At 67.4% G+C, this 18,967-nt stretch carries 15 protein-coding genes; 4 read left to right on the forward strand and 11 right to left on the reverse strand.

The genetic code is table 11. The features are described from left to right. Positions 1-43 precede the first annotated feature (43 nt). Complete coding sequence (locus ACFQRC_RS01195; RefSeq protein WP_379956892.1) at positions 44-583, reverse strand: hypothetical protein; 540 nt, start codon at positions 581-583, stop codon at positions 44-46. Positions 584-790: 207 nt separating this feature from the next. On the opposite strand from ACFQRC_RS01195, the gene ACFQRC_RS01200 reads away from it, so the two are divergent. Beyond that, positions 791-2,815 carry an elongation factor G gene (locus ACFQRC_RS01200; protein ID WP_379956894.1) on the forward strand — a complete coding sequence of 675 codons (2,025 nt, stop codon included), beginning with the start codon at positions 791-793 and terminating at the stop codon, positions 2,813-2,815. A 12-nt stretch (positions 2,816-2,827) separates the two neighbouring features. Here the strand turns inward: ACFQRC_RS01200 and ACFQRC_RS01205 are convergent, their stop codons facing one another. The 3 genes from ACFQRC_RS01205 to ACFQRC_RS01215 all read right to left on the reverse strand — a co-directional run bounded on the left by ACFQRC_RS01205 (position 2,828) and on the right by ACFQRC_RS01215 (position 6,134). Beyond that, positions 2,828-4,156, reverse strand: coding sequence for a dicarboxylate/amino acid:cation symporter (locus tag ACFQRC_RS01205; protein ID WP_379956896.1), 1,329 nt, complete (start codon positions 4,154-4,156; stop codon positions 2,828-2,830). Between the two features lie 99 nt (positions 4,157-4,255). After that, complete coding sequence (locus ACFQRC_RS01210) at positions 4,256-5,518, reverse strand: M24 family metallopeptidase (protein ID WP_379956898.1); 1,263 nt, start codon at positions 5,516-5,518, stop codon at positions 4,256-4,258. Continuing rightward, positions 5,511-6,134, reverse strand: a complete 624-nt coding sequence (locus tag ACFQRC_RS01215; RefSeq protein ID WP_379956900.1) for a glutathione S-transferase family protein — start codon at positions 6,132-6,134, stop codon at positions 5,511-5,513. Before ACFQRC_RS01215 ends, ACFQRC_RS01210 begins: the two co-directional genes overlap by 8 nt. Positions 6,135-6,254: 120 nt before the next feature. On the opposite strand from ACFQRC_RS01215, the gene ACFQRC_RS01220 reads away from it, so the two are divergent. Beyond that, on the forward strand, positions 6,255-7,532 hold the full coding sequence (locus ACFQRC_RS01220; protein WP_379956902.1) for a multidrug effflux MFS transporter: 1,278 nt from the start codon (positions 6,255-6,257) through the stop codon (positions 7,530-7,532). A 52-nt stretch (positions 7,533-7,584) separates the two neighbouring features. Here ACFQRC_RS01220 and recA read toward each other — a convergent pair whose 3' ends face one another. From recA to ACFQRC_RS01240, 4 genes are all read right to left on the reverse strand, one after another. After that, the gene (gene recA, locus ACFQRC_RS01225; protein ID WP_379956904.1) at positions 7,585-8,610 is read right to left on the reverse strand and encodes a recombinase RecA; all 1,026 of its coding nucleotides are present in this window, start codon (positions 8,608-8,610) and stop codon (positions 7,585-7,587) included. Between the two features lie 209 nt (positions 8,611-8,819). Next, positions 8,820-9,179: a response regulator gene (locus ACFQRC_RS01230; protein WP_379956906.1), complete on the reverse strand. Its 360-nt coding sequence runs from the start codon at positions 9,177-9,179 to the stop codon at positions 8,820-8,822. Between the two features lie 40 nt (positions 9,180-9,219). Next, complete coding sequence (locus ACFQRC_RS01235) at positions 9,220-11,628, reverse strand: response regulator (RefSeq protein WP_379956908.1); 2,409 nt, start codon at positions 11,626-11,628, stop codon at positions 9,220-9,222. 55 nt (positions 11,629-11,683) lie between these two features. Then, the gene (locus ACFQRC_RS01240) at positions 11,684-13,768 is read right to left on the reverse strand and encodes a M13 family metallopeptidase (protein WP_379956910.1); all 2,085 of its coding nucleotides are present in this window, start codon (positions 13,766-13,768) and stop codon (positions 11,684-11,686) included. A 114-nt stretch (positions 13,769-13,882) separates the two neighbouring features. Between ACFQRC_RS01240 and ACFQRC_RS01245 the strand changes: the two genes are divergently transcribed. Then, positions 13,883-14,917, forward strand: a complete 1,035-nt coding sequence (locus ACFQRC_RS01245) for a hypothetical protein (RefSeq protein ID WP_379956912.1) — start codon at positions 13,883-13,885, stop codon at positions 14,915-14,917. On the opposite strand, the gene ACFQRC_RS01250 is transcribed toward ACFQRC_RS01245, so the two are convergent. From ACFQRC_RS01250 to dapA, 3 genes are read right to left on the reverse strand one after another with little or no spacing between them, the layout of a single operon-like run. Next, on the reverse strand, positions 14,889-15,452 hold the full coding sequence (locus ACFQRC_RS01250) for a DUF2062 domain-containing protein (protein ID WP_379956914.1): 564 nt from the start codon (positions 15,450-15,452) through the stop codon (positions 14,889-14,891). The genes ACFQRC_RS01245 and ACFQRC_RS01250 overlap by 29 nt on opposite strands. Next, entirely contained in the window at positions 15,445-15,927 is a 483-nt protein-coding gene (gene smpB, locus ACFQRC_RS01255) for an SsrA-binding protein SmpB (RefSeq protein ID WP_379956916.1), read from the reverse strand. Before smpB ends, ACFQRC_RS01250 begins: the two co-directional genes overlap by 8 nt. Next, positions 15,927-16,802 carry a 4-hydroxy-tetrahydrodipicolinate synthase gene (dapA, locus tag ACFQRC_RS01260; protein WP_379956918.1) on the reverse strand — a complete coding sequence of 292 codons (876 nt, stop codon included), beginning with the start codon at positions 16,800-16,802 and terminating at the stop codon, positions 15,927-15,929. The genes smpB and dapA overlap by 1 nt, the downstream gene beginning before the upstream one ends. Before the next feature lie 86 nt (positions 16,803-16,888). On the opposite strand from dapA, the gene ACFQRC_RS01265 reads away from it, so the two are divergent. Further along, positions 16,889-18,928, forward strand: a complete 2,040-nt coding sequence (locus ACFQRC_RS01265) for a lytic transglycosylase domain-containing protein (protein ID WP_379956920.1) — start codon at positions 16,889-16,891, stop codon at positions 18,926-18,928. Positions 18,929-18,967: the final 39 nt, after the last annotated feature.

An 18,967-nucleotide genomic window follows, 5' to 3' on the forward strand; every position in this document is an offset into this window, starting at 1 on the left:
ATTTAGGCGAGGCCGGCCAAGCGGGCAAGCGGCGTCGCCCGCCTCAATAGCCGGGCCTGTTCTCCACCGGCTCGTCCTCCCGCGCGATTCCATATTCGGCGGCCGGCGGGTCGTTCTCCAGGACGGCGGAGACCGCGAGCAGATGGGCCTCGCGTTCCTGCTCGCTGACCGGATAATGCGCGTATCGCCGCACCAGCTCTCGCTCCTCCGTCAGCGCATCCGGGCCAGTCTCCGCTTCATAGGCGACCGTCTCCACCACCGGGATTTCCGGCGGCGCCCACGCGCTCGCGACATAGGCGTCGACGCCGCCTTCATATCCCGGCGCCGGATCTTGCCGGCGAGCGGAGCAGCGGGTGCAGCCTGTTCCCAACGGTGCATCGGGGTCCGTGAACCGACCGACATCGACAGGTTCGGGATCCGGAACTCCCTGCGGCGTCAGGGCGGCGTAGGAATGGGTGCCCTGCGGATCGGTGAAATAGAAAGGATCGATGTCGTTGACGGCGGCGCGGCCGAAATGAACGCCGAGCCCCACTCCGGCCAGCGTCAGCAAGACCAGCATCGGCAACGTCCTGGCATAATGCACGAAGCGCAACTCCCCTCGTCACAGGGACCGGCATGCTCCTCCTCCGGCCCGTCCGTGTCAAACCCGCGAGGCGCCGGGAGCGTTCCAAAGTCGGGCCGGGCCGCATTTTCACCCCCTTGCGCTTCGCGGCATATGGGAGGACGTTGGCGGCTTGGCGCGGACGCGCTCTTCAGCGGGCTCGCGCAGCGGAACCTTAAGGAGAGGATCATGCCGGAAAGATCGGTTGGCACCAGAAGCATCGCGCTCGTCGGCCCGGGCGGCGCGGGCAAGACGAGCCTCGCCGAAGCCTTGTTGTTCGCCGCCGGCAAGCTCGACCGACAGGGCGCTGTCGGCAATGGCGGCAGCGTCGGCGACGCCAGTCCCGAGGCCCGCGCCCGCGGCGGCTCGACCGAACTCAACCTGATGCATTTCGATTTCCTCGGCGACCGCTTCGCTTTGCTCGACTGCCCGGGATCGATCGGCTTCTCGGCCGACGGCGCGATGGCCGTCGCCGCGGCCGACCTGGCTCTGGTGGTCGTCGATCCCGAGCCCGACCGCGCCCTCCTCGCCGAGCCCGCGTTGCGGCAGCTGGAAGCGCTCGGCATCCCTCACGCCATCTTCGTCAACAAGATCGACCAGGCGCGCGGCGGCATCCGCGACCTGCTCGAGGCGCTGCAGCCGATGAGCGCCTCGCCGCTCATCGCGCGCCAGATACCCATTCGAGAAGGCGAGAAGGTGACCGGCTTCGTCGACCTCGCGCTCGAACGGGCGTTTCACTATCGCCCCGGCAAGCCGTCGGAGCAGACCGAGATACCGGCGAGCCTGGCCGAGCGCGAGGCGGCGGACCGGTTCCACATGCTGGAACAACTCGCCGACCATGACGATGCCTTGCTCGAACAATTGCTGATGGACGAGACCCCGGACCTTCCGACCGTGCTCGCCGATCTCGCCCGCGAGACGCGCGAGAATCTGGGCGTGCCGGTATTGTTCGGATCGGCCCTCAACGGCTTCGGCATAAGGCGGCTGCTGAAGGCGCTGCGGCACGAGGCCCCGGGTCCCGCAGCGGCCGCCGAAAGGCTGGGCGCGAAGGATGGCTGCGCCTTCGTCTTCAAGGTTTCGCATGGCGGCGCGATGGGCCGGCTGGCGCTCGCCCGTGTGTTCGGAGGCGCGCTCAGCGAGGGCGCCGAGCTGACCAACGCCGACGGCGATCCGGTGCGGATCGGAACCCTGTTCGCCGTGCAGGGGGAGAAGACGGCCAAGGTGTCGAAGGCCGAAACGGGCGACGTGGTGGCCATCGCCAAGGCCGAACCGGTCGGCGCGGGCCAGTGGCTCAGCGCGGGAAAACCGGCCCCTTCGCCCGAGGTCGAACTGCCGGCCAGCAATTACGTGCTGGCGATCGCGACCCGCGACCGCAAGGACGACGTCCGCCTCTCCACGGCGCTGCACAAATTGGTCGAGGAGGATCCTTCGCTCCACTGGGAGCAGGATGAGGCCCTGCACGAGACCCGCCTCAGCGGCGTCAGCGACGAGCATCTGAAGGTCACCATCGCCCGGCTGAAGCGGCGCTACGGCGTCGCCGTCGATTCGAAGCCGCCGACGGTCGGCTACAAGGAGTCGATCCGCAAGGAGGTCACCCAGCGCGGGCGGCACAAGAAGCAGTCCGGCGGCCACGGCCAGTTCGGCGACGTCGTGATCGAGCTCAAGCCGCTCGCGCGCGGCGAGGGTTTCCGCTTCGACGAGCGCATCCACGGCGGCGCGGTGCCGAGACAATATATGTCCGCCGTCGAGCAGGGCGCGCGCGACGCGACGTTGAAGGGGCCGCTAGGCTTCCCGGTGGTCGATGTGGCGGTGACCCTGACCGACGGCAGCTACCACAGCGTCGACAGCTCCGAGCTTGCCTTCCGCACCGCGGGGCGGATCGCGGTCAGCGAAGCGCTGGCGGCGGCGGCGCCGCATCTGCTGGAACCGGTCCACAGGATCGTCGTGACGACACCGGGGAATGCGACCTCGCGAATCACGTCGGCCATCTCGAGCCGGCGGGGGCAGATGCTCGGCATGGCCCCGCGCGAAGGCTGGTCGCGGTGGGACCGGATCGAGGCCCTGATGCCCGAATCGGAGCTTCGCGGCCTGGATGCCGAGCTGCGTTCGCTGAGCCAGGGGCTGGCGAGCTATGAAGCCGAATTCGACCATCTGGCCGAGCTCAACGGCAAGCTCGCTGACGAAGTCGTCCAGCAGGTGCTCGAACCGGCATAGCGGTCCCGGTCGCTAGCTCGGATGCGCCTCGGCGATCGGCGTTTCCTCGATGGGCGTCAAAGGCACATCCTCCTCGCCGCGCGAGATGACGACGGCGGCGGTGAGGTCGCCGGTCACGTTGAGCGTCGTGCGGCACATGTCGAGGAATCGGTCGACGCCGAGGACGAGGCCGATGCCCTCCGGCGGCACCCCGACCATGCCGAGGATCAGGGCCACCACCGGCAGCGAACCCGCCGGCACGCCCGCCGTGCCGATGCCGCCCAGGATGCAGACCAGGAGCACCATCGCCTGCTGCACCAGGGTCAGCTCGACACCGAAGAACTGGGCGAGGAAGAGAACGGTGACGCCCTCGAAGATGGCGGTGCCGTTCTGGTTGGCGGTGGCGCCGATGGTGAGGACGAAGCGCGACACGCGCGACGGAAGATGCAGCCGCTCGTCGGCGACCCGCAGCGCGGTCGGCAGGGTGGCGTTGGACGAAGCGGTCGAGAAGGCCATGACCATCGCTTCCTGGCTCTCGCGGAAAAAGTGGATGGGGGACATCCTGCCGAGGAAGCGCAGCGCCAGCGGATAGGTGACGAACATGTGGATGCCGAGCGCGAGCAGAACGACGCCGACATAGGCGCCGAGCCGCACCAGCAGATCCCAGCCGAACACCGCCGCCAGATTGAACATGAAACAGGCGATGGCGATCGGCGCGAGGCGGATGACGATGCCGATGAGACGCATCGTGACGTGGAAGATACCCTCGATCGTCTCCTGGAGACGCTGCGCGGAGGGGGTGTTAACGAGCAGCAGCCCGATACCGAAAAAGAGCGCGAAGAACATGATCGCCAGGATGTCGTTCGCGGACGCGGCGGCGAAGACGTTGCTGGGAATGATGTTGAGGAAGGCGGAGACCCCGGAAGGCGTGTCCGCGCTGGCGGAAACGATCGCGCCCGCCCCTTCGCGGGCGTCGGCGAGCAGAGTTTGGGCGAGCGCGGGATCGACGCCGGCGCCGGGCTCGAAGATATTCACCACGGCAAGCGCGATGACGACCGCCACCGACGAGATGGCGACGGTAAAGACGAGCGTCTTGATGCCGACCCGCTTCAGCGACCGCACGTCGCCCATTTCCGCGATGCCGACGACGAGGGCCGAAAAGAGCAGCGGGATCACCAGCATGAACAGCAAGCGGAGGAATATCTGCCCGATGGGGCCCGTCACATAAGTGGTGACTGCATCCACCCAGGGGGCTCCGGGCGAGGTGACGTGCGCGATCAGGCCGACGACCAGGCCGACGATGAACCCGATCAGCATCTTCATTTGCAGCGACACGGCGCGGCGCTCTTCAATGGTCGTCAAAAATCCCTCCTCATGCGCCTTTGGCGGACGCTTGTTATTCGGGGCGTCCGCCGACGACAAGCCGGCTGCGCCCTCTCAATCTCTCGCCCGCGCAGCCCGTTAGCCCAGCGGCCGATCCAGCGACGGCGGCGGCTCCGAGAAATAGACCGGGCCAGCCTCCGTCATATGGAAACAGTCTTCGAGCCGTATGCCGAACTGGCCGGGAATGTAGATGCCCGGCTCGTTGGAAAAGCACATTCCCGGCGCCAGCGGCGTCGTCTCGCCGCGGACCAGGTTGACCGGCTCGTGGCCGTCGAGGCCGATGCCGTGGCCGGTGCGGTGCGACAGGCCGGGCAGCTTGTAATCGGGGCCGTAGCCGAGCTTCGCATAATAAGCCCGCACCGCATCGTCGACCGTGCCGGCGGGAACGCCGACGCGCGCCGCTTCGAACGCGATCCGCTGCCCCTCGTGCATCTGGTTCCAGACTTCGCGCTGGCGGGGCGCGGGATCGCCGAACACGAAGGTGCGGGAGATATCCGACTGATAGCCTTCGACCGCGCAGCCGCAGTCCATCAGCACGATTTCGCCGTCGCGGACCATTTGCGGCTTGCCGCTGCCGTGCGGGTAGGCGCTGGCCTCGCCGAGCAGGACGAGAGCGAATTCCGGGCGGCCGCCCAGCGCGGTGGTCGCCGCATTCATGATCGCGCTTATGTCGGCGGGCGTCATGCCGCGTTCGATGCGCGGCCGGGTGTGGCGATAGGCGGCGACGGTGATGTCGTTCGCCTTTTGCATCAGCGCGATCTCGCTCGCCGACTTGACCATGCGGCAACCCCGGACGACGGGCGCGCCCGAACGGATTTCGACGCCGGGAAGCGCTTTGCGCAAGCCATCGACGGCGAAGAAGCGGACCGTCTCCTCGATGGCCACCGGCTTTCCCGCCAGCTTGCGCTCGCTGAGCGCGCCGGCAACGAGCGCGAGCGGATCCTCGTCCTCCTGCCAGGTGCGGATTTCAGCCGGGATGCCCAGGCTCTCGCGCACCGACGGTTCCTCGAAAAAGGGCGTGACGACGAAGGCGTCGCCCTCGGCGGGCAGGATGGCGGCGGTGAGCCGCTCGCTCCGCCACCATTGAACCCCTGTGAAGTAAGTGAGCGACGCGCCGGGCTCGATCAGCAGCGCGCCGATTCCCTGCGCTAGCATCAGACGCTGGGCCTTGGCGATTCGTTCGAGCCGCTCGGCCGGGCCGATTGGCACGACATCGCCGGTCATCGGCCGAAGCTCCACCGCAGGCTGGGCTGCCCAGAGCCGGGGCGCGAGCAGCATCGCGCCGCCCGCCGCCAGAGCCGTCCGGGCGAATTCGCGGCGCCCCAGGAGCCGCTCAGGCATAAGCATAAGCGCCGCCCTTCGCGAGCGCCTCGCCATAAGCGGGGCGGGCATGGATGCGCTCCAGCCAGTCGATGAGGTGGGGACGGCTCTCGTCAAGACCGCCGCGCGAGCGCGAGGCTTCGAGCGGAAAGCTCATCATGACGTCGGCGGCGGTGAACTCGTCGCCGGCGAACCAGTCGCGGGTGGCGATCTCGCCCTCCAGCCAGTCGAGATGGCCGTCGAGCATGGCCTGGACGGGTGCTTTAGCGGGTTTGCCGAGCATTCCGAGCCGGCCGACGACGAGCAACGCCAGCAGCGGCGGCATCATCGACCCCTCGGCATAATGGAGGAAATGACGGTAGCGCAGCACCGCCTCCCGGTTCGGCGGCGGCCCGAGCCGTCCTTCGGCCTTCTCGACCAGATATTCTACGATCGCGCCCGTTTCGGCGACGACCCGGCCGCCATCCTCGATCACCGGAGACTTGCCGAGCGGGTGGACATTCTTAAGCTCTGGCGGGGCGAGCATCGTCTTGGGATCGCGGGCGTAGCGGCGGACCTCATAGGGAAGCCCCAGCTCCTCGAGCAGCCACAGCACACGCTGCGACCGCGAATTTTCGAGATGATGGACGACGATCATGGCTTCTCCCTGGCCCGTTCCTATTGCAGCTTTTTTCGGCGGGTGGAACCGGGGTTGCCCCGGGGCGCTTCGTCCGCGATGGGAGCAACCTCCCCCCCGTGGCATCGAAAGCGAGATAGTGTGACCGACCGACCCGCGCCGCGCGCCAGTAAGCCTCGGGGCGAGCCCTGGAGCGGCCCCGGCCTCGGCGAATTCGTCGCCATGATGGCGGCGCTGATGGCGGTGAACGCGCTCGCCATCGATTCGATGCTGCCCGCTTTGCCCGCGATCGGCGACGCTTTGGGCGTGTCGGAGGACAATCGCCGCCAGCTGGTCATCACCTTCTACCTGCTCGGCTTCGGCGGCGCGCAACTGCTCTACGGGCCGGTGTCGGACCGGGTCGGGCGCAAGGCGATCCTGCTCGGCAGCCTATTCTTCTACGGCGTGTTCGCAATGATGTCGGGGTTGGCGACCAGCTTCGAGATGCTGCTCGCCGCGCGCTTCCTGCAGGGCGTGTCGGCGGCGGCGACGCGGGTGCTGGTGGTGGCTATCGTGCGCGACCGGTTCCACGGGCCGCAAATGGCGCGGCTGATGAGCCTCGTCTTCATCGTCTTCATGATCGTGCCGGTGCTGGCGCCCGCTTTCGGCCAGGCGGTGCTGGAGGTGGCGAGCTGGCGGTTCATCTTCATCGGGCTCGGAGTCTATTGCGGGGCGGTGCTGTTGTGGGGCCTGCTGCGGCTCCCCGAGACGCATCCGCCGGAAAAGAGGCGAGCGCTTTCGCTGCGCAATATCGGCGGCGCGATCGGGACGACGCTCCGCCACCGGCTGTCGATCGGCAACACGGTCGCGCTGACCCTGGTGATGGGCGGGCTGTTCGCGTTCATCAATTCCATCCAGCAGATCGTGTTCGACGTGTTCGGCCGGCCCGAATTGATGGCCCTGGTCTTCGCCTGCATCGCGGGGCCGATGGCCTTGAGCTCCTACCTCAACTCGCGGATCGTCGAGCGAATCGGGTCGCGGCGGATCATGCTGAGCGCGCTGGCGGCGTTCAGCCTGTTCGCGGCGCTCCACCTCCTCCTCGTCGCCTGGCGGGGCGAATCGCTGTTTGTCTTCATCCTGCTCCAGGCGCTGACCATGGCGTCGTTCGGGCTCATCTCGGCCAATCTCGGCGCGATCGCGATGGAGCCGTTGGGCCACATCGCCGGCACCGCATCGTCGGTGCAGGGCATGATCACGACCATCGGCGGCGCGCTGATCGGCCTCGCCATCGGCCAGAGCTTCAACGGGACGACCCTGCCCTTCCTGGTCGGCTTCACTCTGTGCGGGGCCGCCGCGCTCGGCATCGCCTTGTGGACCAACCGGCCCGAGGAGACGATGCCGGGCACGATCGCCGACCTGCCCGACCCCGAGACCCGCTGAATGGTCCCAAAGGTCGCGGTGACGGGCGTGTTTTTGGCCTCGAAGCGCGTCCTCAGCCGTCGTCTTCCGCGCCGGCGCCGGTCATCAGGGCTTCGGCGACCTCGTCGGTCTTGCCCCGGATCGCACTTTCGATGCGAGCGGCGATCTCGGGATTGTCGCGCATATAGGTCTTGGAATTCTCGCGGCCCTGGCCGATGCGGATCGAATCGTAGCTGAACCAGGCGCCCGATTTCTCGACGATGCCGGCCTTGACGCCGAGATCGAGTATCTCGCCCATCTTCGAGATGCCCTGGCCGTACATGATGTCGAACTCGACCTGCTTGAACGGCGGCGCGACCTTGTTCTTGACGACCTTCACCCGGGTGGTGTTGCCAACGATGTCGTCGCGGTCCTTGATCTGGCCGGTGCGGCGGATGTCGAGGCGCACGGACGCGTAGAATTTAAGCGCGTTGCCGCCGGTCGTCGTCTCCGGATTGCCGTACATGACGCCGATCTTCATGCGCAGCTGGTTGATGAAGATGACGATGCACTTGGACTTGGAAATGGAGCCGGTGAGCTTCCGCAGCGACTGGCTCATCAGCCTGGCCTGGAGGCCCACATGGCTGTCACCCATCTCGCCCTCGATCTCGGCACGGGGAACGAGCGCGGCGACCGAATCGACCACCAGCACGTCGATCGCGTTGGAGCGGACCAGGGTGTCGGTGATTTCGAGCGCCTGCTCGCCGGTGTCGGGCTGCGAGACGATCAGTTCGTCGACGTCGACCCCCAATTTGCGGGCATAGACCGGATCGAGCGCATGTTCGGCGTCGACGAACGCGGCCGTGCCGCCCATCTTCTGCGCCTCGGCGATAACGTGGAGGGCGAGCGTCGTTTTGCCCGAGCTTTCCGGCCCGTAGACCTCGATGACGCGGCCGCGCGGCAGGCCGCCGATGCCGAGCGCGATGTCGAGCCCGAGCGAGCCCGTCGAGATCGCCTCCATCTTCACCGCCTCGCGCGAGCCCAGCTTCATCGCCGAGCCCTTGCCGAAGGCGCGGTCGATCTGCGCCAGGGCGGCGTCGAGGGCTTTCTGCTTGTCCATATCTGAAGAATTCCTGTCGGAAACGACTTTCAGCGATGCCACCATGGCCAGGCCTCCCTATTGCGTGCGCGCCACCCATTCAACGCCGAAGCCATGTACGTCATTTGTTCCGGCGGAACAAGTGGGAAACAACGGAGTGTCCGATCGTTGCTCGGCGACGACGGAAGGAACAAAGCGTCACCCGCGAGACGGCGCGGAACTCTGCGCCCTCAGCGCCCGCACGCCGCGGTAAGGGCCGGGTCGATGGCGTCGATCGTATAGGGCTTGGCCAGCACCGGCACCGCGGCATGTTCGGCCGGCGGCTGCTCGATATGGCCGCCGGTGGCGAGGATGAAGGGAAGGCCCTGCCGCGCCAGCCTGTCGGCCACCGGCCAGACCTTCTCGCCATTCTTCAGATGCACGTCGATGATCGCGCAGTCGAAGCCGCCTTCCTCGATGCGGGTGAGAGCGTCGAGGACGGTCTCGGCGGTGCCGACGACGCGGTGCCCGAGCGAATCGAGAAAGTCCTCGAGCATCATCGCGATGAGCGGTTCGTCTTCGATGATGAGGATGTTGCGGCTGAAGGTCACGCCCCGAGATTTAGAGCTTGTTCGTTCAAAATCAAAAAGATTATTTCGCCCGCAGCGCATCCCGGGCGGCTTCGGCGAGCTTGCGGACGGAGAAGGGCTTGGCCAGGAAGGCGACGTTTTCGAGGTCGATCGACTTGCGCAGCTGCTCCTCGGCATAGCCGGAGATGAACAGGATCGGCAGGTCGGGATGGGTCTTGCGGGCTTCGCGGACCGTGGTCGGACCGTCCATCGTCGGCATGACGACGTCGGAGACCATCAGGTCGACGCCGCCCTCGCGCGCCAATATCTCCAGCGCCGCCTCGCCATTCTCCGCGGTCAGCACTTTATAGCCGTGGCGGGTGAGCGCGCGCTCCGCCACCGCCCGCACCATCGCCTCGTCCTCGACCAGCAGGATGGTGCCGGTGCCCCACAGCTCGCCTTGCGGCTCGGGCGCCTTCTCCCGCGCCGCCGCCTGCTTGCCCTCGGTCCGATGGACGGGAAGGTAGATGCTGAAGGCGGTCCCCTCGCCCTCCACCGATTCGGCGAAGATGAAGCCGCCCGATTGCTTGACGATGCCGTAGACGGTGGAGAGGCCGAGGCCGGTCCCCTTGCCCACTTCCTTGGTGGTGAAGAAGGGCTCGAAAATCTTGCCGAGCATGTTGTGCGGAATGCCGGTGCCGGTGTCCGACACCTTGAGCGCGGTATATTCGCCCAAAGGCAGGATATCGCTGCCGATCTTGCGGACGTCCTCGGTCGAGACGGCGAACGTCTGGAGGGTGAGCGTGCCGGTGCCGTCGCCTTTGCCCTGCATCGCGTCGCGGGCGTTGACGGCGAGGTTGACGATGACCTGCTCAAGCTGGCCGGGATCGGCGCGGACGGCGCCCAAGTTGCGGCCGTGCTTGACCTGGAGCTTCACCGTCTCGCCGAGCAGGCGCTTCAGGAGGTTGGAGACTTCGGAGATGACGTCGGGGAGCTGGAGCACCTGCGGGCGCAATGTCTGCTGACGCGAGAAAGCGAGCAACTGACGCGTCAGGCCGGCGGCGCGGTTCGAATTGCTGCGGATCTGCTGGATGTCGTCATAGTCGCTGTCGCCGGGCGTGTGGCGCATCAGCATGAGATCGCAATAGCCGAGGATGGCGGTGAGGATATTGTTGAAATCGTGGGCGACGCCGCCGGCGAGCTGGCCCACCGCCTGCATCTTGGTCGCCTGCGCGACCTGGCGCTTCAGGCGGTCGGCCTCGCTATTGTCCTTGAGCGACAGGATGACCGCCGCCTCGCCGAGGCCGCGGGCGCCGGCGAGGGTGAGCGCGATCGGCTCTTCGGGGTTCGACCTCAGCCGCACCGCCATGTCGCTCGACGTCGTCGGGCCGCGCGCGAAGCGGCGCACCGAATCCGATACCGCCGCCTTGTCCTCGTCGACGACGAGGTCGCCGGGATAGAGCGGGCGCGCGTTGGCGGCGAGGCCCGCGGCCTTCCTGAACGCCTTGTTCAGATAGACGAAGCGGCCGTCGACATTGGCGAGGGCCAGGCCCAGCGGCAGGAAATCGAGCAGGGCGTTGACGCTGGCGCTCTCCTCCCCGCCAAGCTTGCCGAAACGGCCGGCGGGATCGTCGAGGAGAAGGAACAATGTCAGCGGGTCGCGGCCGTCGGAGACCGGAATCTGAACGATGCGCAGCGCCAGCCCGCTCTTGCCCTCGCCGGCGAAATGAAAGGCGCCATCCTCGCTCGCGGCCAGCAGGCTGACCAAAGCCGTCCCGGCGACCGCCGAATCGGCATGGCCGGTCGCCCGGGCGACGAAGGCGCGATTGGCGCTGATCAGATTGCCGGCGCCGTCCGCCAGCGCGGCCATCACGCCCGCTTCGCCGATCCGGTTCCCGGCCTCTCCGGCGATCAGGCGATGGGCCTCGCGGACGAGGTCGAAATCCTCGGAACGGACGAACTTCCAGACGAGATGGTCATCCAGGCCGGCGCGGTCGACATCGGCGCGAAGGGCGAGCCCGTTGACCTGGACCCGCCCGGCCGAAGCGGCGCCGTCGCGACGCGCGTCACGCCCAGCCGCCCTCAGGCGATCGGGATCCTCGGAGGTCAGCGTCAGCTCGAACGGCGTACCGCGTCCGAACCATTGTTCGTAAGCTTCGTTGGCCGCCACCATCGCGCCGGCGGCGTCAGTGATGGCGACCGCCGCGCTGGCGCTGTCGAGCGCCGCCCGGAGCAAGGCGATGTCGACCGGGGCGGGCGCCGGTTCGGCCACCGTCCGCGCCCAGACGCGGGCGCGAAGCAGCATCAAGGCGCCGATCCCCGCCAGCCCGGCGAGGAAGGCGCCGGCGAAGGTCGCGTCGCCCACCGTCCAGAGCAGCAAGGCCGCCGAGGCGATGGCCGCGACGACGGTAGCGAATATGGCCCAGCCGGCGCCGCGACGGGAGGTGTCGGAAGCGAAAGCGGGGGAGGAAGCGGGACTGGCGATCGGCATGGATGCCGTCACTCATGTGCCGCGCTTCTCCCCCGCGTCAAGCGGCCCGGGACGCCTACCAGATGCGGACGCGCTGTTCGGGCGGCAGATAGAGCGTATCGTCCGCCGAGACGTCGTAGGCGCCGTACCAGGGATCGAGATTGCGGACGACCGCGACCCTCTGCTCCGACGGGGAGTGCGGATCGGTGAGCAGGCGCTGGAGGAGATTGTCCTCGCGATAATTGCGCCGCCAGATCTGCGCCCATCCGAGATAGAAACGCTGGTCGCCGGTCATGCCGTCCAGCACCGGCGCCTCCTCGCCGCCGAGCGACGCCTTGTAGGCGTCATAGGCGATGGCCAGGCCGGCGAGGTCGCCGATATTCTCGCCGAGCGTCAGTTCGCCGTTGATGGTCTTGCCGGGCAGGACCTCGTAGCGGGCATATTGGTCGACCAGCGCGGTGGTGAGCGCCTTGAAGCGCTGGACGTCGCCCGGGGTCCACCATTCCTCGAGGGCGCCGCGTTCATTATATTTGCTGCCCTGATCGTCGAAATGATGGCTGATCTCGTGGCCGATCACCGCTCCGATGCCGCCATAATTGATCGCATCGTCGGCATTGGGATCGAAGAAGGGCGGCTGCAGGATGGCGGCCGGGAAGACGATCTCGTTCCAGTTGAAATTGGCGTAGGCGTTGATTGTCATCGGCGTCATGAACCATTCGCCGCGGTCGATCGGCCTGCCCAATTTGTCGAGGTTGCGCTGATGCTCGAACTGGTTGGCGCGGATGACGTTGCCGACGAGGTCGTCGCGCTCGACGACCAGCGCCGAATAATCGCGCCATTCGTCCGGATAGCCGATCTTGGGCGTGAAGGCGGCGAGCTTGGCCTGCGCCCGCGCCTTGGTCTCGGGCGCCATCCAGGTCAGGCCCTGGATGCGGCGGTCCATCGCGGCCAGCACGTTCTGGACGAGCGCGTCGGCGGCGGCCTTCGCCTCGGGCGGGAAATAACGCTCGACATAATATTTGCCGACTTCCTCGCCCATCGCCTGGGTGACGAGGCCCACCCCCCGCTTCCAAGGCTCCCGGTTCTCGGGCGTGCCGTTCAAGGTGGTGCCGTGGAAAGCGAAATTGGCGTCGACGAAGGCGCTCGACAGATACGGCGCGTAGGTGTCGAGCGTGTGGAGGAGCAGGTAATCCTGGACCACCGCCATCGGCGCGGCACCGACGATCCTGGCGGTGCCGGCGATCGCGCTCGGCTGGCGGACCAGGAAGGCGGGCTGCGCGTCGACGCCGACCGTGTCCAGATAGGCGTCCCAGTCGAAGCCGGACGCGTCCGCCGCGAACTGGCCGCGGGTCCACTTATTGTAGGTCTTGTCGGCGTCGCGGCTGTCGACGCGGGTCCAGTGCGCCTCGGCGATATCGGTCTCCAGCGCCATCACGGCGTCCGCCCGGGCTTCGGCGTCGGGCTCGCCGGCAAGTTTCATCAGCTGGACGAGATAGGCGCGATAGGCGGCCCGCTTGGCGACCAGCCCCGGATCGTCGCTCAGATAATAATCGCGGTCGGGCAGGCCGAGACCCCCCTGCGAGAATTGAAAGATGGCCGCGTCCGGATTCTTGTCGTCGGAATCGACATAATTGCCGAACGGCGCGGCGAGGCCCATGCGGCTCAGGCGCCCCATCATCCCCGCGAGCGCCTCGCGCGAGTCGGCGGCCTTGATCTCGTTCAAGACGGGCGCAAGCGGCTGGAAGCCCTTCGCGTCGACGGCGGCGCGGTCCATGAAGCTCGCGTAGAAGTCGCCGATCTTGGAGCCGGGCAGCTTCGCCTGCTCGTCGAGGATTTCGCGGGTGCGTTCGTTGGAGAGATCCTCCAGCATCGTGAACATGCCGTAATTGGAACGGTCGGCGGGGATCGGGGTGGTCCGCGCCCAGGCGCCGTTGGCGAAATCGTAGAAGCTGTCGCCGGGGTCCACGGTCCGGTCCATGCCGGCCATGTCGAAGCCGAAGCTGCCGAGCTGCGGCGCCTCGGCGGGCGCGGGCGTGACCGGTCCCGCCGCGGCGGTCGCGACGGTCGCGGTCTGTTCGGCGACTTCGGGCGGGGTGGTTCCGGTGGTGGCGCAGGCGGCCAAGGCGCTGGTGGCGAGGAGCAGGACCAGGGGCTTCATCATCATCCTCTCGATATGCGGGGGGTTGGAGGCTCTCTAGCGAAGCGGGGCCGTGGTTTCAAATCCATGGGCTCGCGGCACGCTGGCATAAACGCAAGGGGGCGATAGAAGGGGCGGATGGTCGATACCTCTCCACGCGCCGTGGCGCTCGATCCGCAATGGCTGCCTCACACTTACGGGCCGGACGGCGCGCAGCTCACCTCCGTCTTCGTGCCGCGCGACAAGCAGCAGGCGCTGATGTTCCTCGGCGACGACCATTATAAGGGCGAATATGCCAAGGTGACCCACCCGGCGGCCGACATCGCCGCCGAAGCCGCCGCCGCGACGGCCGCGCCGCTCCATTTCATCTTCCACACCGCTTTCTGCTGCTCGACCTTGATGGTGAAGGCGCTGGACGTCCCCGGCCGGTCGCTGGGGCTCAAGGAGCCCGACGTCCTCATCAACCTCGCCAATCGGATCGCGCGGAGCGACGACGCCGCCAACCGCCAGCGGCTCCAACTGGTGCTTCGCCTGCTGTCACGGCCGTTCGAGCCAGCCGAGACGGTGATCGTCAAGCCGACCAATTTCGCCAACCGCCTGATCCTTCCCGCGCTCGAGGCGCTACCAGGTTCGCGCGCGGTTTTGCTCCATTCGGACCTCGCCACCCTGCTCCGTTCGATGGTCAAGCGCGGCATGTGGGGCCGTATCTGGGGGCGCCAGCTGTTCAGGAGCGCGGGCGCGTGGAGCGCGCTCGATTTCGGCTATGACGCGGGCGAATTGTTCGAGCTCACCGACCTTCAGGTCGCGGGCCTCGCCTGGCTGATGCAAATCCACCATTTCGGCGAGGCGGCGCGCCGGCTGGGTCGCGACCGTGTCACCATCGTCGACAGCGCCGATTTCACCGCCGATCCGGCGTCCACTTTGCGCGATGTCGCCGCTTTCTTCGGGCTGGGGCTCGGCGACACAGAGATAAAGGCGATCGCGCATGGCCCGGTATTTTCGCGCCACAGCAAATATTCCCAGGTCGATTACAGCGTCGATGCGCGCGAGGCCGAGCATGAGGCGGCGGTGGCGGCGCATGGCGAGGAGATCGACATGGTGGTGAAATGGGTCGAAGCCGTCGCCGCCCATTGCCGCGTGCCGCTCAGTCCGTCGGTTCCCGTCCGGGCCTGAGCCCGCGTTTCTGCCATTTGCGGCCCTGCCACCAGCGCCAGCCGAGATCGGCGACGACATAGCCGATGGCGGCGGCGAGGAAGGCGATGACCAGCAGGCCGCAGAGCAAAGCCGGCGCGGCGTCGGAGAAGAGCCAGGCAAACCATTCGCCGGGACCCGCGCGGCGTTCGTAGAGCGCATAAAATGCGGCCGTGTCGGCGCGGAAGCCGAGCGCGTTGCCGACGAAGATGGAAGCGACCAGGATGAAGGGGGTAGTCGCCGGATTGCTGAGGAAGGTCATCGCCGCGGCGATCGGGATGTTGGCCCGGAACGGGACCGACAGCAAGGCGGCGCCGATGATCTGCAGGCCGGGTATCATCAGGAAGATGCCGACGATCAGCCCGATCGCCACGCCGCGCGGCACGGATCGGCGGGTGAAGCGCCACAGCTCGCTTCGAAGGATGCGGCCGGCGAACGGGCGCATCCAGCGATTCTCGGCCAGCTCCTCGCGCTTGGGCGCCTTCTTCGCCAGCCAGCGGCCGATCCGCTCAACCATGCTGACGCATCAGCCGGCCCTGCTCCCTCTTCCAGTCCTGCTCCTTCAGATGCTCGCGCTTGTCGTGCGCCTTGCGGCCCTTGGCGAGCGCGATCTCGACCTTGGCGCGGCCGCGGCTGTTGAAATAGATGGAGAGCGGGACGAGCGTCATGCCCTGGCGCATCACCGCGCCGAACATCTTGGCGATCTGGCGCTGCCGAAGGAGCAATTTGCGCGGCCTCTTGGGCTCGTGATTGTGGCGGTTGCCGTGGCTGAATTCGGGGATGGTGGCGTTGATTAGCCAAACCTCCTCGCCCTTCACCTCGGCATAGCTTTCGGCGATCGACCCCTCGCCGAAGCGGAGCGACTTCACCTCGGTGCCGGTGAGCGCGATCCCCGCCTCGAACTTCTCCTCGATGGCATAATCGAAGCGCGCGCGCCGGTTCTCGGCCACGACCTTGACCTTCTCGAACTCCTCGGGGCGCGGGCGGGCCATCAGGTCAGGCCCGCATGGTCGAGCGCGGCGTCGACGGCCTTGCGGCTGGCGTCGGAAGGCGGCGTCATCGGCAGGCGAAGGTCGGAGGGCATTTCAGGGCGGACACGGGAAAGGGCATATTTGACCGGCCCGGGTGAAGCATCGCTGAACAAGGCCTTGTGGAGCGGGAACAAGCGGTCCTGCAGATCGAGGGCGGTGGCGACATCTCCCGACAGAAAGGCGTCGTGGAAGCGGGCGAAGAGGCGCGGCGCGACGTTCGCCGTCACCGAAATCGTGCCGACGCCGCCCATTCCAAGAAAACCCAGGGCCAGATCGTCATTGCCGGACAATTGGACGAAATCCCTGCCGCACAGCGCGCGATGGGCGGTGACGCGGGTGAGGTCGCCGCTCGCATCCTTGATGCCGACGACGCTCGGCAATTCGGCGATCCGGCCCAGCGTCTCCGGCGCGATGTCGGTGACGGTCCGGCCAGGCACGTTGTAGACGACGATCGGCAGCGAGCTCGCCCCCGCCAAAGCGGCGAAATGGGCGACGAGGCCTTCCTGATTGGGGCGATTGTAATAAGGCAGCACGATCAAAGCGGCGTCGGCCCCCAATCTTTCCGCCGCTTGCATATTCTCGATGGCCGAGGCCGTGCTGTTCGATCCGCAGCCGGCGATGACCGGGATTCGCCCCCGCGCCTGATCGACGCAGGCACCGACCACCCGATAATGTTCCTCCGCCGTCAGCGTGGCGGACTCGCCGGTCGTGCCGCAGGGGACAAGGCCATGACTTCCTTCGGCAATTTGCCATTCGACAAAGTCACGAAACGCGGCCTCGTCAAACGCTTCACCGCGAAATGGCGTCACCAGAGCCGGTATCGACCCGCGAAACATGATCTGCTCCTTCACCTCGGAAGCCGGGACGGACATAGGGTCGGGCTCGGGTTCGTTCATGGCCTGATAAGGAGGGGGTCGGCATAATGTCCAGCATGCATAAAAAAGCAGCGACCTTTGCCGTTCTCCTCGCATCCGCCGGAACGGTCGGGGCCGCGCTCGCGCCGAATGTCGGCCTGAAGCTCGGAACCGCCGCCGTCCAGAGCGCCCCCGCCCCCGTTCAACGACAGGCCGTGACGCCCGCCCCGGCACCGCCGGCGATCGGCAGCCGGATCAGCACCGCGCTCGCCCGCTGGAACAGCCTCAGGCAGAGCGACAATCTTCCTTTTTCCGCTTACGCCTCCTTCCTGACGAGCCATCGCGGCTGGCCGGGCGAGACCGCGATGCGGCGGACGGCCGAACGGGCGATCGACCCCAATGGCACGCGTTCGGGCGAAGTCATCGCTTATTTCCGGATCATGCCGCCGCTGACCGGCATCGGCCATACCCGCCACGCCTTCGCCTTGCTGGCCGAGGGGCAAATAGAGCAAGCCCGCGCCGCCGCGCGCACGGCCTGGGAGAGCGGCGTGCTGCCGCGGGCCGACGAGGACCGCCTGCTCGCCTCGTTCGGCGCGGCGTTCGGCCCGCAGGACCATGACCGCAGGATGGAGACCCTGCTCGCCAATGGCGACACGGTGAGCGCGCTGAGGACATTCGGCTATGCATCGCCCGCGCGAAGGCCGGTCTATCAGGCGCGGCTCGCGCTGCAGACCGGCGCCGCCGATACCGACTCCCGCCTCGCCGCCATCGGCGATCTCGCCAACAGCGATCCGGGCGTGCTGCGGGACCGCGCCAACCGGATGCGCGACACCAGCCAGAGCCCCGCCGCCCGCGCGCTCCTCGCGCGCTCGCGCACGCTCTCGTCGCGGCCGCACGACGTCGAAAAATGGTACGAAACCTTGCTCGTGATGGCGCGGGGCGCGGAGAATGACCGGCAATGGTCGACCGCCTACCAGATCGCCTCGCAGATTGACGACGCTTATGCGCCCGGGACCGACATCAGCGCGCAATCCTATGGCGAGCGGGACGATTATACGAGCCTCGCCTGGCTCGCCGGGACGGTCGCCCTGCATCGCCTCAACCGGCCGGCCGACGCCGAGACGATGTTCGTGCGCTACGCCAATGGCGGCCGCTCGTCGCAGGTGCTGACCAAGGGCTATTATTGGGCCGGACGCGCGGCGCAGGCCAGCGGCCAGGTCATCCGCGCGCAAAGCCATTTCGGCCGGGCCGCGGCCTACCCAGAGCTTTTCTACGGCCAGCTGGCTCTGGAGCAATTGAACCGGCCGGTCCCCGCGCCGGCCGCCGCGACCGCCGTCGAGATCACCGCCGCGGATCGCGCCGCCTTCCACCAGAAGGATCTGGTCCAGGCGGTCCGATTGCTCGGCCAACTCGGCAGCTGGTCGGACCAGTCGACCTTCGTCCGGGCTTTGTCGGAAAATGCGGCGAACGACAAGGAGCGCGCGCTCGCGACCGAGCTCGCCCGCCAGATCGGCCGCCCCGACCTCAGCGTCTGGGTAGCGAGAAGCGCCCGCAACGACGGATCGCCCTTCTACGTCCGGGCCGGCTATCCCGAAGTCCGGATCCCTCCGGCGCAGAGCCACCTCTGGTCGCTGGCCCACGGCATCATGCGCCAGGAAAGCTCGTTCGACCGCGCCGCGATGAGCCCGGTCGGCGCGCGCGGCATGATGCAGCTGATGCCGCCGACCGCGCGCGAGACCAGCGGCAAGATGGGCCTGCCCTACGACCTCGCCCGCCTGACCCGCGATCCGGATTACAACATCATGCTCGGCAGCCGCTATTTCGCCGGGCTGATGGACCAGTGGGGCGGCTACGCGCCGCTGGCGATCGCGAGCTACAATGCGGGCGCCGGCAATGTGCGCAAATGGATCAGGGCCAATGGCGACCCCAGGACGCCGGGCGTGGACATTGTCCGGTGGATCGAGGAAATCCCCTTCTCCGAGACCAAGGGCTATGTGCAGAGGGTCCTTGAAAACGCCGTGGTCTACGACGCGCTGAATCCTTCGCAGGTCCGCACGCGCCCGACGACGCGGCTGTCTTACTATCTCGGCAAGAGCCGGCCGGGCTGAGGCGTCGCGAATCCGTCTGGACTCGCGCCCGCGGGCGCG

This window comes from Enterovirga sp. GCM10030262 (assembly GCF_042666435.1).
Lineage (GTDB): Bacteria > Pseudomonadota > Alphaproteobacteria > Sphingomonadales > Sphingomonadaceae > Allosphingosinicella.

Excerpts from the sequence above, each read along its gene's own strand:
- ACFQRC_RS01200 (WP_379956894.1), top strand. The coding sequence starts at position 791 with ATGCCGGAAAGATCGGTTGGCACCAGAAGCATCGCGCTCGTCGGCCCG.
- ACFQRC_RS01210 (WP_379956898.1), bottom strand. The coding sequence starts at position 5,518 with ATGCCTGAGCGGCTCCTGGGGCGCCGCGAATTCGCCCGGACGGCTCTG.
- ACFQRC_RS01215 (WP_379956900.1), bottom strand. The coding sequence starts at position 6,134 with ATGATCGTCGTCCATCATCTCGAAAATTCGCGGTCGCAGCGTGTGCTG.
- recA (WP_379956904.1), bottom strand. The coding sequence starts at position 8,610 with ATGGACAAGCAGAAAGCCCTCGACGCCGCCCTGGCGCAGATCGACCGC.
- ACFQRC_RS01235 (WP_379956908.1), bottom strand. The coding sequence starts at position 11,628 with ATGCCGATCGCCAGTCCCGCTTCCTCCCCCGCTTTCGCTTCCGACACC.
- ACFQRC_RS01240 (WP_379956910.1), bottom strand. The coding sequence starts at position 13,768 with ATGATGAAGCCCCTGGTCCTGCTCCTCGCCACCAGCGCCTTGGCCGCC.
- ACFQRC_RS01245 (WP_379956912.1), top strand. The coding sequence starts at position 13,883 with ATGGTCGATACCTCTCCACGCGCCGTGGCGCTCGATCCGCAATGGCTG.
- ACFQRC_RS01250 (WP_379956914.1), bottom strand. The coding sequence starts at position 15,452 with ATGGTTGAGCGGATCGGCCGCTGGCTGGCGAAGAAGGCGCCCAAGCGC.
- smpB (WP_379956916.1), bottom strand. The coding sequence starts at position 15,927 with ATGGCCCGCCCGCGCCCCGAGGAGTTCGAGAAGGTCAAGGTCGTGGCC.
- dapA (WP_379956918.1), bottom strand. The coding sequence starts at position 16,802 with ATGTTTCGCGGGTCGATACCGGCTCTGGTGACGCCATTTCGCGGTGAA.
- ACFQRC_RS01265 (WP_379956920.1), top strand. The coding sequence starts at position 16,889 with ATGTCCAGCATGCATAAAAAAGCAGCGACCTTTGCCGTTCTCCTCGCA.